Annotated in this window: 12 protein-coding genes; all 12 read left to right on the forward strand. The window is 34.3% G+C overall.

The window, feature by feature from the left end:
* Positions 1-13 precede the first annotated feature (13 nt).
* The 12 genes from ACQ4KW_RS07280 (at position 14) to ACQ4KW_RS07335 (ending at position 15,788) form a co-directional block, all read left to right on the forward strand.
* Complete coding sequence (locus tag ACQ4KW_RS07280) at positions 14-1,258, forward strand: IS110 family transposase (RefSeq protein ID WP_430885872.1); 1,245 nt, start codon at positions 14-16, stop codon at positions 1,256-1,258.
* 158 nt (positions 1,259-1,416) lie between these two features.
* Positions 1,417-1,638, forward strand: coding sequence for a Mor transcription activator family protein (locus ACQ4KW_RS07285; protein WP_430886549.1), 222 nt, complete (start codon positions 1,417-1,419; stop codon positions 1,636-1,638).
* Positions 1,639-1,836 carry a hypothetical protein gene (locus tag ACQ4KW_RS07290; protein WP_430885873.1) on the forward strand — a complete coding sequence of 66 codons (198 nt, stop codon included), beginning with the start codon at positions 1,639-1,641 and terminating at the stop codon, positions 1,834-1,836.
* Between the two features lie 106 nt (positions 1,837-1,942).
* A complete protein-coding gene (locus tag ACQ4KW_RS07295) occupies positions 1,943-2,530 on the forward strand; it encodes a hypothetical protein (RefSeq protein WP_430885874.1) in 588 nt (195 codons plus the stop codon).
* 30 nt (positions 2,531-2,560) lie between these two features.
* Complete coding sequence (locus tag ACQ4KW_RS07300; protein WP_430885875.1) at positions 2,561-2,845, forward strand: hypothetical protein; 285 nt, start codon at positions 2,561-2,563, stop codon at positions 2,843-2,845.
* A 1,364-nt stretch (positions 2,846-4,209) separates the two neighbouring features.
* Positions 4,210-5,823, forward strand: a complete 1,614-nt coding sequence (locus ACQ4KW_RS07305) for a hypothetical protein (protein ID WP_430885876.1) — start codon at positions 4,210-4,212, stop codon at positions 5,821-5,823.
* A gap of 66 nt (positions 5,824-5,889) precedes the next feature.
* Complete coding sequence (locus ACQ4KW_RS07310) at positions 5,890-6,684, forward strand: hypothetical protein (RefSeq protein WP_430885877.1); 795 nt, start codon at positions 5,890-5,892, stop codon at positions 6,682-6,684.
* A gap of 108 nt (positions 6,685-6,792) precedes the next feature.
* Positions 6,793-7,413: a hypothetical protein gene (locus ACQ4KW_RS07315; RefSeq protein WP_430885878.1), complete on the forward strand. Its 621-nt coding sequence runs from the start codon at positions 6,793-6,795 to the stop codon at positions 7,411-7,413.
* A gap of 69 nt (positions 7,414-7,482) precedes the next feature.
* Positions 7,483-8,970 (forward strand): hypothetical protein, encoded by a 1,488-nt coding sequence (locus ACQ4KW_RS07320; RefSeq protein ID WP_430885879.1) that lies wholly within the window; start codon positions 7,483-7,485, stop codon positions 8,968-8,970.
* A 42-nt stretch (positions 8,971-9,012) separates the two neighbouring features.
* Entirely contained in the window at positions 9,013-11,070 is a 2,058-nt protein-coding gene (locus ACQ4KW_RS07325) for a hypothetical protein (RefSeq protein WP_430885880.1), read from the forward strand.
* Between the two features lie 227 nt (positions 11,071-11,297).
* On the forward strand, positions 11,298-13,283 hold the full coding sequence (locus ACQ4KW_RS07330; RefSeq protein ID WP_430885881.1) for a hypothetical protein: 1,986 nt from the start codon (positions 11,298-11,300) through the stop codon (positions 13,281-13,283).
* Positions 13,284-13,787: 504 nt separating this feature from the next.
* The gene (locus tag ACQ4KW_RS07335; protein WP_430885882.1) at positions 13,788-15,788 is read left to right on the forward strand and encodes a hypothetical protein; all 2,001 of its coding nucleotides are present in this window, start codon (positions 13,788-13,790) and stop codon (positions 15,786-15,788) included.
* Positions 15,789-15,798: the final 10 nt, after the last annotated feature.

The raw sequence follows: 15,798 nt of genomic DNA on the forward strand, positions 1-15,798 counted from the left end.
AAGGAGAAAATCAATGATAACTAGAAATACTAACACAATCTATGTAGGTGTAGATACACATAAAGGCATCCATGTCGCTGTTGCCATCAATCAGATGAATCAGCAGATTGGAACGCTGACCATAAAGAACAAGCCCTCTGATTTCGAGGGTTTCTTGAAGTACTTCCAAAGTATAAACAAGAATAGCAATCTGGTCTTCGGACTAGAGGACACAGGTGACAACGGTAGAAATCTGGCTAGATACCTGATAGACAATGGGCAAGTGGTCAAGGAAGTCAATGCCGCATCGGCGGCCATCTTCCGTAGTCAGGCAAACTACAAGAAGAACGACGAGTTCGATGCTCGCTGTGTGGCACTCACTATGCTCATGCAGTGGGAAACACTCAAGGACGTACACATAGAAGATCAACACTGGACACTGAAACAACTGGTAAGTCAAAGAGACTCTTTTGTCGAGTCTAAAACCAAAGTCAGACACAAGCTCCATGAAGTCCTAAAGCACAGCTACCCAAGCTATGACAGATTCTTCTCGGACATATTTGGAAAGGGTGCGCTCCATTTCTGGGACACATATCCCTCACCAAAACATCTGGAGAATGTGTCTGTAGAAGAACTTGCCATAGAACTGAGAAAAGGCAGTCGCAACTCACTGTCCACTAGAAAGGCAAAGCAGATCAAAGAGCTGATAGAATCCGATGGACACATACCACAAAGAAGTCAAGACAACAGCGATTTTGTCATAAGAAGCAATATCAAGATGATTCGTGTCTACAACGAAGTCATGAAGGAGATCGAGGGCAAAATCAAGATCACCATGAAAGAACTAGGATACAAGCTGGAGACCATGCCAGGAATAGACACAGTACAGGCATCCAAGATTGTGTCAGAAATAGGTGATATCAGTCGTTTTCGTAGTCCTGATAAGTTAGCCAAGTTCGCAGGAATCGCACCATATGAGCACAGTTCTGGTGGCAAGTCTAACTTCCACAAGAGCAAGCAAGGCAATCGAACACTGCACAAGGCATTCTACAATCTGGCAGTACAGCAAGTCCAAGTCTCTCGAAAAGGTGACGGACGTAATCCGGTGTTCAGAGAGTACTATCTCAAGAAACAAGCAGAAGGCAAGACAAAGGGACAAGCACTCGTCTGTGTGATGAGAAGACTCGTCAGCATCATCTTCGGCATGATGAGGACAAAGACTGAATATCGTCACCCTGTTCCTAAAACAGCAAAAGTAGAACTGAAAATAGCGGCATAAACAGACGGACAGTGGAGCAATCTGCTGTCCGTTTTGCCTTGCAGAAAACAAGGGGAAAGACAAGGCATTCGCCACGAGAGAAAGATTTGAAGACAGGCTATATTTGATAATGAGGACTGAAAGGGGGTCTTGGCATAGGACAGCAAGCACTGAATGGAATCTATGAAGAAATCGCCGAAGACATCTCAGAGGAAGTAGCAAGACTCATGCATCATCACTACAAGGGCATGCAGATTTGTTTTCCTGTGCGTTTCTATTCGGCAAGATACGTGAAGAAACAGCTAAAATCTTGTGGTAAGAACATCAACTACAGGGAAATGGCAAGAAAGTACGGCTACTCAGAACGGTGGCTCAGACAGATGAACAAGGAGGAAAAATAAATGTTGGAACTGCTCAGTGGTGTTGGAATTCTGGGAATAATCGTAGTTGCACTGTTCTCTGGAAGATGGGCAACAGGCTTTGTGGGGATCGTCCTAACCATTCTGGCATTCGGACTCATGGGAGGCATGCTTGGTGCAACAGCGGTGTCAGTAGCATTTCTCATCTACATGGTCAAAAGCTCAAGGGAAGAAGTCTAGGAACAACAGAACACACATGGTAGAATGGTAGTAACAGGAAAAAGAACTGTTGCTACCATTTTTTTCTGACAACAGTTTGTCTACTGAGGGGGATGGTAAATCCGAAATGGGTTTCCTCGATAAAACAGGCAAAGTACTCTATGCATCATCAGAAGTTGTTCTTGGTGGTGGTGCGGCTGTAGGTGCTGTAATTTACACAGATGTGACAGCTGGATTAGGAGCAATTTTTGGTGGCGGAGTTGTTTTTGCACATGGTGTAAACTCATTTGGAAATGGTGTAAATGATTTTGAGTATATTGTAAATGGTGAATGGGAAAAAGTTGGAACTGAGAATTATTTAAAAGATAACGTGTATGAACCTGGACTTTCGGCAACCGGTGGGGCGACAGAAAGATTCTTCACTGATGGCGATGGTTCTAATGGTGAATGGTATGGTGAGAAAGCAGGAACAGCTCTATATTATGCAGTTGATATTGGCGCAGGAGCAAAAGGTACACATGAGACCATGAAAGCATTAAGTAAAGCTCAGTGGACAAGAGGCGCATTTAAGCCTGTGAATGCTCCAATACAAATGGAACAATTAGAAGGATATAAAATGACCGAAGAACTAATAGTAAACTTTGTGAAAGATGCTATAAGCTATTTCTATAATGGAAATGATGTAAAAGGTGAAATCTTGGAAGTTATTCATTAAAACCAAGACAAGAGAAGTTGGTGGTTTAGTATGAGAAAAGAAAATAATGTACTTGTTATTCCTACAATTATTGCAGTTATTGTAACGATGTTAAGTGGTATTTATGGAGTGATAAATGGAACTGCATCTAATTTCAAAGATTTATTGATTATATTTGGAGGACTATTGTTTCTATGTCTTGGTATTGCATATGCATTGAAGTTTTACCGAGAATTAGCTTCTGACTTTGTAAGAGGGAGTTCAAAAGGACGAGTGTTAATTGCTTTAATAGTATTAACATATGTTCTAAGAGCGTTGTATCAGATAAGCCTATAGAAATAGGGAACGGGCGTAGCTACCACCCAGTGCCTAGCGAAACAACAACTATACAGATAGAGGTTACCTCTGTAAGACCTGCATGAAAAATTCTCAAATTTTCATGTGCGTACAAATAGGACTTAAAAAGGTGTTATGTAACCATAAAAAACTAATAATAAGATTTCTCATGAATCCTCAGTTACCACCGTGTAATTGGGGATTTTTCTTTACCTATTATTACCTGTTATCAGCATGTGTTTTTCTGTTTTCCAGACGGGCGGGGCAAAATCACGATGCCAGAAGTATGAGACAAAACACTATAGTAAGTAAGCCCACTAACCAAATCAAAGCTTTACCCTCTAGTATAATATCCATCCATAAAACCAATAGTATTTTGCATGTGAATCATTAGATACCATCGTAAATCTAAAATACTTCTTACTCTCTTTCTTTTCAAGCCAATTGAAAATACATTGTTTCAATAAGTTGTTCTCATTTTGAGTCAAAAAACTTAAAAATGAATAGGTTCTACCACACAACAAAATTCATCCCTATAGGGGCATTGTTTGTGAGGCTGGTCAACAAGAACAATCTATTCATAATATAGAGGGCTTCATGCAGTAATCAGATACCCATGTACTTGAATCAGTGTGCTTTACATTGGGGTTACTGGACTGTCAAGGATACAGTTTGCAGGTGTTCTAGTCCTCAACCAATGGATTTGACCTGCCCTGCCTTTACAGGGCAAGTGGGAGATAAGAAACACGGCGTCACCACGCAAAATAGTCTATATGACTATAACCAATGTAAGAGGAAAGCTTCATGTTACCTATTCCAGTATCTAAAGACAAGATAACCATTGAGTTTAAAAAATACACATGGATTTTTTTAAAGATTATGTAACGGATCTGTCGTGTAGTGTTTGAGAGAACTGAATCTAAAAAAGTCATGCCTTTGTTTTTATAGTGAAGATAAAACAAAGGGAGGACGGATCGCTTAGAAAATGCTAAGCACCATTAGAAATAGTTAGCAAACTAGTATAACACTCACACATCAAAACAACTGCTAAATTTTATGATTTTACAGTCAAAAGGGAACCTAGATATAACCAGTTCGTTTTACGAAAAAAACTTTATATTCAGTAATAGTCGAACTATAAAAGAATATTAGTCATGCTATTGAGCGGAAAGTTAAAAAGTTATATCTTATTAACTCACCCTTATTAAGGGAAAATACTAAAAACAAAATAAATTAATAAAATATGGTTAATTATACTAAAATTATGATACTATATCTAAGTGTGTAAAATTCATTTTGAATATTGAAGGATAAAATCTTTCATAAATGTTATTTGTTAAGTCGCTATTGAAGGAGTGGGTGTGTTGGAGAAAATCTATAAGAAAGTAAGCTTGGGGATAGCATGTGTCATTGCCATTATACAAATGTTTAATAGTTGGATGAGTATTGGCTATGCGGAAGAACAAACTGTTGTATTGAATGAAAACAATGAGATGGAAGTTTTGAGATTATCAAACAATGCGATTCCTAAAATTAGTATAAAAGACGTAGGTATTTCAAATGGAATTTCTATAGAAGTAAAAGGAGAAAATTTATGGGATTTGAACTCAAGATATGCAACCAATAATAAGGCATACACCACTATAGAAAACAATATGATAAGAATTATAGGTACTAAAGGTGTTAATAGGTACACAAGACAGTACGTTGAAGTTGAACCTGATACTGAATATGTCATATCTGGGACTAAGAGTGAATCCAGTTCAAGAATATATTTCTACTTCACTGATAAAAATAAAACTAGGCTGCTTATGGGAAATGAAAATATACCTGTAACAGCACCTTCTAATGCAAAATATGCTGAACTTATATGTAACACAATTCAAGAATTTTCTGATCCTTCATTTAATGAATATGAGTTCTCAAATCTAATGTTTTTAGAAGGAAGTACTGTTCCAGATGAATTTATTGAAGTCAAATCATCACAATTATTAATTGAAGATTCACTAGCATTTAGTGACAATTTAATTTATGACTTAGGGAATGTGAATGTAGTAAAAAAATGGAATGAGTATACCTTAAAAGAAGAAGATTTTCAAGGTGATATCTATAGCGGATACAGCTATATGGACATTATAAGAGGAATTTATATACCTGATTTTAATTCTGATAATGTATTGTCATCGAGTATATGGTTTGAGGGCTTCGGAGAAATGAACTATATACCTTCTGATCATAAGAATATAGAAACATGGCGATTTGAAAACAAAAGTTATACTAATGGTCTCTCAATCAGATTATCTAAGGGTTCATACTCAAATTATGAAAGTGCCATTAATGATCTTGTTGGTAAAAAAGTCTATTATCAAGTCAGTACACCATATATATATAGTCCACAAATTTATGGTGACCCGTTGCGTTTGCATCAAGGATCAAATCACATTTCAATTCGCACGGGAGTATTGAGAGAAAAATCTGTTCCTACTAAAGATGTAAATTCGGGAGGGTGGTACATTGATGAGAGTTGTTTCGCTAGTTATGTTCAAGAGAGTTATGATACTAAAAAAATACATGAAGTTATTCGAATTGAAAAGGCTTGGTTCGATTCAGATGGAAATAGAAATAGTGTAGATGATACAAAAAATTGGTCTTTTTCTAAAACAAGTGAAGGTGGAGAACGTGCAGTAATTGATGATAACGCATTCGATCCAACTGCAAGCTACTATATTACATATGAAGTAGATTCAAGAATGAATAAAGAATTTTTAGCAGTAATAGAATATGATGAGTCTTCTGATATGGTGAATGATTTACTTGAGTTGACTATGGAAAATCGGAAAACGAACAATGAATTAAGGTCTGAAATAAATGCGCTTATTATGAAAATTGATGAAATTGAAAAAAATATAAGCGATCAATCAAATGTGATTCTTAAGTATGATGACAATGGTAATTTAGAACATATTGAAACGCAATAAATTGTATACATCAAGTCTTACTTAATATGAAAATAGCACAAGAAAATTGTGGAGAGGTGGAAAACTTTGAGATCAAAAACATTAATTTTTGTTTTACTAATCATTATGATGAACTCGTTAAACTCATATGCGAGTGTTCTAGAAAATCTTCAGAAAAAGCCAGAGGAAATTGTGAGTTGCAATAATGCGAGTGGGACGGCTACGGGAAACATTTTTAAAGAATGGATAGAATGCCACTTCCCAAATAAAACTGTGCACATAGAATCAAATCTAGATACTAACTCTGTTAAAGCACAAGTGGTTGAAGATTTAGAAAATAAGGGAGATGTATCTATCTGGACAAATGCGACAAAAATGGTAATTGGTCATGAGTATGCTTATATCGTAACTGTTGAGAGGACACAAGGTCGTAATTTAATTGTTGTTCAGTCAGTGACACAAAATAATAAATATATTAGGACGTTGTCCTCTAAACCTGTATTGATAGATGGAAAGTCTGTTCAATTTGTGAAATTTACACCAGAAGAAGGCGATAGTTTTGCTAAATTGAAAATGTCATTATATGGTGATGATGGAGATTATACAACATATAGTGATGTTATGTTAATTGACTTAACGAATAATCCACTTCCTGATGAAGTGCTAGTGAAGCTTAACTATTTTGATTCTGATGATTTTAACGGAATAACGAGTCTTGATGGTCTAAGTCAAGATCATATTAATCAAGAGTTACTAAGAGAAATCGATGATTTGCGAAATTCAATTTCATACTTGGTAGATATTTTAAAATCTGATAGTAATATCGAGTTTGAATATGATGACAATGGAAATTTGCGCAGTATTAAAAAAAATGAAGATTAAGTTGAGGTAATTATGATAAATAAGATCAAGTTAACGGTGTTATCACTAGTATGCATGAGTCTAACGTTAAACTGTTCATTTGCGGTAGTTTTAGACAACTGCATAAAGATGGAGAATCCAGAGGATGGATGGGATAGGTATGATTATATTAGATCAAATTTATTTGATATTACAGGCACGTATATATGGTATGAAGATGACTCAAATGCATTCAACTCTACACGATTACTCAGCCGCGATGAAGATAAACGTACTGTGTTTTGGTTTTACGGTAGTAAAATTAGACTAATTTGTGGATTAGCTTCAAATCGTTCTCAAAATACTACAATAAAAATAGATGGTAATGAAGAACAGTTCAGCACTTATGCAAGCACAGGATCAGTCAATTATCAAATGATGGCATATGAAAAACTTGATTTAACAATGGGACTACACAAAGTAGAAATATATGATACATCAAAATTGTATCTAGATATTGATGCAATCGATATAGATGAAAACGGAGTCATCTTAGAAATTAATGACACACTAAGAGCGCTAGATAATAACCTAGAGAAAAATTATCTATTACAGAGTTGTTTAAAGGAAATTGAAACTCTTAAAAATAAGTACGAGGAATTAGATGAAGCAATTAAAAGCTTTTCAAGTACGAGTGATTCAAATACTTTTTGGGTTCAGTTTACATATGATGAAAATGGTAACTTAATAAGCCTTTCATCGCAAGAGTGAAAAAACTGGTAAAAGAAACTTAGCAAAGCAGATATTACCTTGGTTGTGTTTTAGAATAGGAGAGAAAAATTGAAAAGAGTTACAACTAGATCAATTCTATTATTGCTAATAATTTTTACTTCGGCCATAAACATAGTTCATGCAGAAGAAAATACTGTATTAAATACATCGCATTCAATTACAACAAAGTTTTTGAATGTAGGAACAGTTCCAGAAATCGAAATTGAAGGAATGACATTGACAAATTATGTGCCTATTAAGAATGAAGATCTCGATACTGGATGGGATAGTAAACATGGTTTAGAAGTTGAAAACGGATATTTTAGGCTCGAAAATGATGACTCCTATAATCCTTATTTTGATCTGAATACATTGGTACCTGGTGAGACATATACCTTGTTATATAAAGGATATAAAAACGAAGGCGGACGCTATGCGGCTATACATGTAGGATTTTTTGATACCAGCGGGTCGCGAATTACTTCTTATGCTGCTCGAGTTTCCCAATCGAGCCCTGAGCGGTCAAAGGTAACATTTACTGTTCCTACTAATACTGTTAAATCAAGAGTATATGGAATAGCAGCAGATGGAGTTTTATTTTTTAAAGACCTCATGGTCGTAAAGGGGGATTTCAACTCCATAACACCTAGCTATTTCACAGGAACTAAGTCAACTGAAGGTTTGGCAATAAGGGTCACAGGGAAGAATTTGTTTAGTTTAAAGCAGTATCTCCTAGAGACCAGTGATAAAAATATTGTTGATTTTAGCGAAGAAAGTTTAAAAATATCTGGATGGGTCAATTCAGATTACAGAATAAGGTTAAAAGCAAATTCAAAATATGTATATAGTGCAGATATAGATAACTCGGATGGTCAAGGTAAAACTAGAATTAGAGTGGATAAATATTCTACAGATGGAAGTTTTATAGAATACGGCAATGCAAATCCAGTAAGTGCAGGTGCAAAAGAGACCTCAAAAGGAACGATTCAAACTGGCGATGAAGAGGTGATTGTAAGTATTGGTCTACAAATATTTGGGGGATATTCTGGTAGGACAGTTTTTTCAAATATTCAATTAGAAGAAGGCGATGAACCGAGTCAGTATGAAGCGTATAGAGAATCATATTGTATGATAGATTCTCAGATTAAGTCAAATGAAAAAATATTGATAAACAGTGGAGAGATTTTTTTGAATGATGAAAATGAAACACGTATAGATGTTGATTATTATGGAGAACTCCCAACAATGTTAAATGGAATCAATCATTTAACAATATATGGCGGAATAGTGCCTGAGGGTAACGATTCATATATTGCAAGTTCGTTCAAAGATGCTCTTAATCTTTTTACTGCAAATGTTACATATACTGATGATATTGCAGAAACATTAGATAGTCTATTGAGATTAAGCAGTAAAAATAGAAGCATTATTGAGGCTCAAGAAAAGGAAAATAAATTGTTAAGGGAATTATTAGAAGACGTATTAGGTCATACAGCTGGTTCGGTTGAATTTAATTATGATGAAAATGGTAATCTGACCAATATTAGAGGTGACTAAGATCCAATAGATTTAAATTAGTACAATTATAAAGGGGCTTTTATGAAACGGAAAATAATAATAAGTGTAATATTTTTAAATTACATCGCAATTTTTATAACATGTTCTTTTGCGTTGGATTACTCAGGTATAAATCATTTGGGCCCAAATGACATGGGGATACTTGATATCGAAATTTCTGGTCGGACATATACAAATATACTTGGAAAAGATGGAGATTTCGAAGAAAGTGGGAAAGGTCAATTTGACGGTTGGCAGCCTGTGTATAGCCACTTAAAAAATGTATATGCTAGCGGAGATAATCATGTTCTTGAAGTCACTCCAAATGGAAAACATGATAGATATTTTTATACATCATATTCAAAATCATCTCATTCAAAAATGAAGTCAAATACATATTATGTAATTTTGGGAGATGTAACAGTGAAGAATAATACTAATTTAAATAAAGTTGGAATTTATCCCAATGGTAGTAACACTTTTTATGATTCTACCTATTCAGAGTGGAAGTATGCAAATATCTCACAAGTTGATCAAGTTCAAACCGTTGGATCAAAGTTTAAAACACGTGATAACGTCTCCTATAGCTATTTTATAGCACTGGGTAAATTTAGCGATCCACAAGGTGATAGAACAAGTGCTTCTTTTCAAATGGATAATGTCTGCGTGGTTGAGTTGACTGATGAGGAGTTCAATAATTACTCGGTAGATCAGTTAATTGAAAAGTATAAATATGTGGAAAACTCAAAATCAACAATGCCCTTTAGGATCACATCATGTGGTAAAAATTTGCTTAATCCAAATTATATTGAAATTGGTGGTATTTCAAGCCAAGATGGAGTGAACATTGGTGATGATAAGAAATACAGGCTAACTTCACCAGTCCGTGTTAAAACAGGACACACATACTCTGTTAGCACCGAAAGAAATAAACTACATGAATTATATAAGTATAAAGATGGAACCTATATTGGGCGTGAATCTATGACGAACCCGTTTAAATTCACTCCAAATAATACATACAATGAAGTGAAAATAACTTTTGGAGATTCAAGTATTTCAGCAGAAGCACATAAAGTTCAAATTGAAAAGGGAGAGTACAGTACAACTTATGAGCCTTACGTAGCTAGTGTAAGTCATATTAGCTTTCCGGAAACAATGAAGGGGTTAAATAGTATAAATGATAATATTGCTGATGAAGTGATAATAAGTGGAACTAAACAAGAAGTTATCCAAAAAACTTTCCACGATATTATTGATGGATCATTAGAATGGAATGACACGGTTTCTGCTCCAAGTAACTATCCAGTACCATCTTTCTACACTAGAATAGATGATTTTATATCATCGAATAATTTATCCACAAGGTCTAGTTTCAATTTTATGGTTAGTGCAGAAAATATAGAGGTTGAACCCCTTTCTCATGTTAGTAAGCTCAGTAAAGATGTTGCAGTAACAGCACATCATGAAATAGATAAGTTGTTTGTCGTACTATCTAAATCTTATTTGGATAGTCAAAACTCTTTGACAAATAGTATAGACTCTGTAAAACAGTTTTTAAATACTAATCCAATAGTATTTATTCATGAACTAAATACATATATGAAGTATAACTTGTCTTCAGGACCACTGGTTGCATATAGAAATGGTACCGTATTTATTGAGCCTGTTATTAAAGACGTTTTATCATACAATGGTGAATTGAGTATTTCCAATCCTGAGTTACCAATTGAAAATATCCAATCAATTTATAAGATTTCGCCGACAGGTAGGATTTTAATTGAAAGTAATGAATACTCAATAGGCAGTGATGGAACCATTGTTCAAATCAGCTCTGCTAAACAAGGAGAAATCTATGAGTTGATTTATCACTATAGTAGAGAATTAACTACAATGCCCAAGGTTGAAGTCCAGGTGGAATCGTCTGAATCTAGCAAAATAGATTATTTTATTCAAAATACCACTAAGAATTCAAGTGAGTTAGATGATTTAAAATCACTAATAAATGTTCTAATTAACATGCTAAATGAGAATGAAACAGGCAATATTTCTATCCAATACGATGAAAATGGTAATCTGACCAATATAACCACTCAGTAGAGTTTGATTATGAGTATAAGTCTTGTGTCTCAAGGCTAGTATTATAGATATTCCTGAAAAGCAGGTATTTTGTAAGGTGTATTTCTAAGTCTTGTGTAAAAAGTACATCTGAATCGGTAACTGATATTTTATCGATAAAATCATCTAAAATAATTGGACTCAGAAAATAAGGTTCAACTAAATTATTAAATGATTGAAGGAAAGAGAAAAATATAGGGAGTGTATAGATGAAAAAAATAAGCAAATTAGTAGTCATGCTGCTGATAGTTACCACTCTAGTGTCCAGTGTGGTTTTTGCTCAGAATTCATTACTGAATAGGGAAAACTATACAGTAACAATTAATTCGCCAATTACAGAATCACCAGCTATCAAGGTGACTGGTCGAACGCTGGTCAATATGCTGGGAACTGATGGTGACCTATCGGATACAACAAATATGACAATAATTAAGGTTAATGCCTTAAATGGTGAAGTTACTAGTGAACAGCATTACGTGGGAAGTGGTTCTTTATATTTTAATAAAGAAAATCAAAATGGTTATGTTTATAAAGATAACATTTATTTTGATAAAGATCACAAATACTATTATTCGGGATATCAATTTATGACAGAATTTGATAATAATACTATGTCAAAAATCTATCTAATGGACACTGGAACTTTTGACAAAGTTAAAACAGTCGGAAAAGCCGTCTCACCTCCCAATGCATTGAATACTTGGGAAAAGCATAGTTTGATTTTCCAACCCGATAGTTCTCGTGATTATAGACTATTAATATATGGAGGGGGAAGTGCAACCTATAAAGGCTATTTTGATGCGGTTCAAGTAATTGATTTAACAGAAACTTTTGGTGTAGGAAATGAACCTTCTGTAGAATGGTGCGATAAATATATGCCTGATTATGTTTCGGGTATTCAGCCTCTTCAAGGCATTCAAATACACAAAACAAATGAAAATATAGCAGAAGGAAACATCGTACTTGGCGGAATAATTTGGGCGAACGGCGATAACTACAATACAAGTAGTAAACGCAGAACAGATGAGTTTATTTCTGTAAGACCGAATACCCAATATATATGCAACAAACCCTTATATGGCTGGGGAGCATATGATGAGAATTATAGTTTTATAAAAACATCGCAAAGCAATACGATAGTGACGCCTGAAAACACTCGCTATATAAGAGTAGTTACAGTTCCAGATAATACAGAAGATATTTCAATTGTCGAAGGTAAAACGGTACCAGAAACTTATAAAGCGCCAGATGTTGATAATATGACTTTACCGGTACAGTTAAACTCCTTATATCAGTTTTCTGATGAGTTAATTATAAAAAGCGGGAGAGCATCCGTTATCTATAATGTTGGAATAAAAGAAATCAAAGATGAGGACATAGGTCAGATTGGTGTCAACTGGACGAATGTAGACTATATACATATTAATCTGTCAAATGAAAGTGTGACAAAAGACTCAAACTTTGTATTTAACACCAATACAAATAGACTTAAATCAAGTTACAATCCATCAAGTGATCATACTAGAACTGTTATGCAGAGTTCAGAAGGTCTTTATTTTACATATCCCAAAGGTACATCTATTGAAAATATTAAAAATGAACTGATCGGTAAAAAAATTATGTATAAGTTAGAAACTCCTGTTACACAAGAAATAAGTTATAGTGGGAGTCCTATCATATTAAAGCCTGAAATTAATGAAATTACTGTTGATAGTGGTTATGTAAGAGAAAAAGCCAATGTTGTGAAGAGTGAAACGGATGGCAAGTATTATATTAATATCGATGGGGAGAAAAGGACAGATATTCAAGATTCAGAACTTGACCATAAGGCAATGTCTATAAAAGAAATTTCAATTATTGGAGGCAGCGGTAATGATTTTGAGGTTGTGTTCAATAGAGAAGTTGCTAACGGAAAAGAGTATGCTGTTTCAGAAAAATATAATGGAGAGGATGTATATGTGGTTTACAAGGTTCATTGCAATGAAATTGGTTCTTCAATCTATGAAATAGAAATTGATAGTAATGGAGATACTGGTTTGCTGAACGATGAGATGTACGAAATCACATTGGAAAATCAAAAAGAAATATCGGAGTTAAAAGAACTCATTAAAGACCTTATAGGTGTAAAAAAAGATCAATCGCTTATATTTGAATATGATAATAGTGGTAATTTGAAAAAAATACTAGCTGAGTAGGTTTAGTTCAAACAGTAAAAATCTCCATAAAATATTATGAACCAAAAAAGTATTTTAAAAGTGCAGTAATGCGTGGTGATGTTATTACAAAATATCTATTAAAAAGACATGAGATAGTTTTTTACCATAGTGAACTGTAGATTTCAGACATATGATGAGACTGTATTAATCGAAAAATTCTATAGAATAAACAGTCTGCAGAAGCCATAATCTCTCTTTGAGAATTTATGGGGATCCAGAATAATCTCGTCTTTGAATGTAGGATGAAAACTAGGTAGGTCGTACTGCAAATCTTTCATTTTATCTACAAAGATTTGTTGGACTTAATGGACTTATGACACATCCAACTGTAATTATTAGATAATCAATGTTAATTGAGTTTTCAATATAGTAAAGGCTAAAGTTTAGAATTAAGAGCCTGCAAATTTCAACTAATCATAAAGTTTATGATTTTAAATCGAAAGGAGAGAAGGGTTTGCTTCTGTATTCTTCATACAATTTAAAATGAAAAATAGTATTGTGTTATGTTTGTTAGCAACAATGTTTTTAACATCAAGTATTGCATATGCAAATACTGAAAGTACGATATTAACAGAGTTAGAGTCTATTCAGACAGTGGAGTTAGCGAATAAAACCATTCCGAATATCAAAATGACTGGATCTACAGTTCAAAACTTAGTAGGTGGAAGCTTTGCAGACAATAACAGCGATAGCCTTGCAGATATGCTATATTGCTATGGGTCTGGATATGTAGATTTAAAGGATAAAATCCAAACCTTTAAGCCCAATACACGATTTGGAAGTATACGTTCGTATTTTGATGGACATCCCGACCAAGTATATTTTGCAATTGCTGAAGTAAAGGCGACAAACTCTAATGTGATGTTATATCTAAATGATGGAAAAAAGCAGTATGGTGACAGACACTCAGGTAACGGACAGTTCGAAACATTAGCAGTAAAAATGAGGCTAGCATCAGATCAGACTGACTCGTATATAAAGGTTCAGGATAACAGAACGGGTAATTGGACGGAAACCCAAGTAAAAGAAGGCATAACAGTCATAAAATTGAAACCAGGGGAGGTAGACCTATCTACTGATATTCTGCTAGAAAAGTATGCCCCTGTGGTTGGTTATGAGTCAGTGTCAAATGTTCAATTTGTTGTAACGAATAAAAATCTTATAAGTAAAGAAGAGTTTGTTGAAAAGACGATCAATAATGCTACAAATACATATGCAAAAGTTGAAAATGTTGATGGCAGACATGTATTAGCTTTTACTGGTAAGAGTAGTTATCTAGGTAGAAAACTAGGACTCGAAATATTCAAACCAAATACACAGTACACATTTAAAGTGGATGCTAAGAACAACGGGGTTAATGGTGGTGTGTATGTAATAACACATACAGATGGTTCCAAAGTTTATATGACCTATGGTGGTGCAACAACAAGTGAGTTTGAAACGTATAAGGTGAATAGTATTGCTGGAAAAACAGTTGAGGACATTTATATTACATATAACTCAGGCGGAGTCAACTATTACGATTTAGACACATTGTGTATAAGAGAGACATCATCGACTAATAATAATGATATTACAAATAAAACTAGAATTACCAACTTTCCAGTTAGCCTTGCATCATTAGGAGACGTATATGATGAACTAATAGTTACTGAAGGTGTGGCGAAAAAAATTGAAAAGAATAAAATAATTAGCCTATCTGGAAACTTAGATTGGGAGTGGAGTCGTGAATGGTCTGGAGCAGAAAGTAAAAGAGTGAGGCTACTTTTAAGTGATTCTAAAACTTTCACAGACTATACCACAGAAAATGCCTTAGTGACTAAGCACAATAAACAACCATTAGTAAAAGCTGATACAAATGATATGAAACCCGACACTCACAATCTTTGGAGCAAATATCTGTATATAAATATTGATAATATCGACTCAGGATGGGATGAGGGATATATCCCTTCAAATGATGAGGTTAAGGCATATTTTTATGGATGGAGAATGAATTCGGATTTAGGAACATGGAGACCGATTGGAGATTCAAATGAGTCACGTGTTGTGAGTACATTACCTTTGTATCCATCTCCAACAATCAAGGAAGGTAAGATTAGTTACTATACTGCATTATATCAGTTAGAGACACCGAATGAACTGGATGTTCTATATGATGGAGACACGCCAGTATTATCAGATGATGAGAATAATATTTTTATTAGAACGAATATTGATAAAGAGGGTCTTGGCTATACTTCAAGGTCTTTTAAGTTTCATGTTGTACTTGATTTAGTAAATGTTAATACGCAGATAGTTGATTCGTTACTAAGAATATGTGATGAAAGCAGAAAGACAATTGTGGATATGAATACTAAAATCAATGATATTGAGTCAAAATTAAATGAAGTACTGAATCGGTTAGAGGAGAGAAGTGGCTCTGGGAATATTGAATTCAAGTACGATGACAATGGTAATTTAGTAAACACTATCTCAAAATAATAAAATATAT

The sequence above is a fragment of the Tianxiuia mixotrophica genome, from assembly GCF_050596425.1.
In the GTDB taxonomy this organism is placed as follows: domain Bacteria; phylum Bacillota; class Clostridia; order Peptostreptococcales; family Acidaminobacteraceae.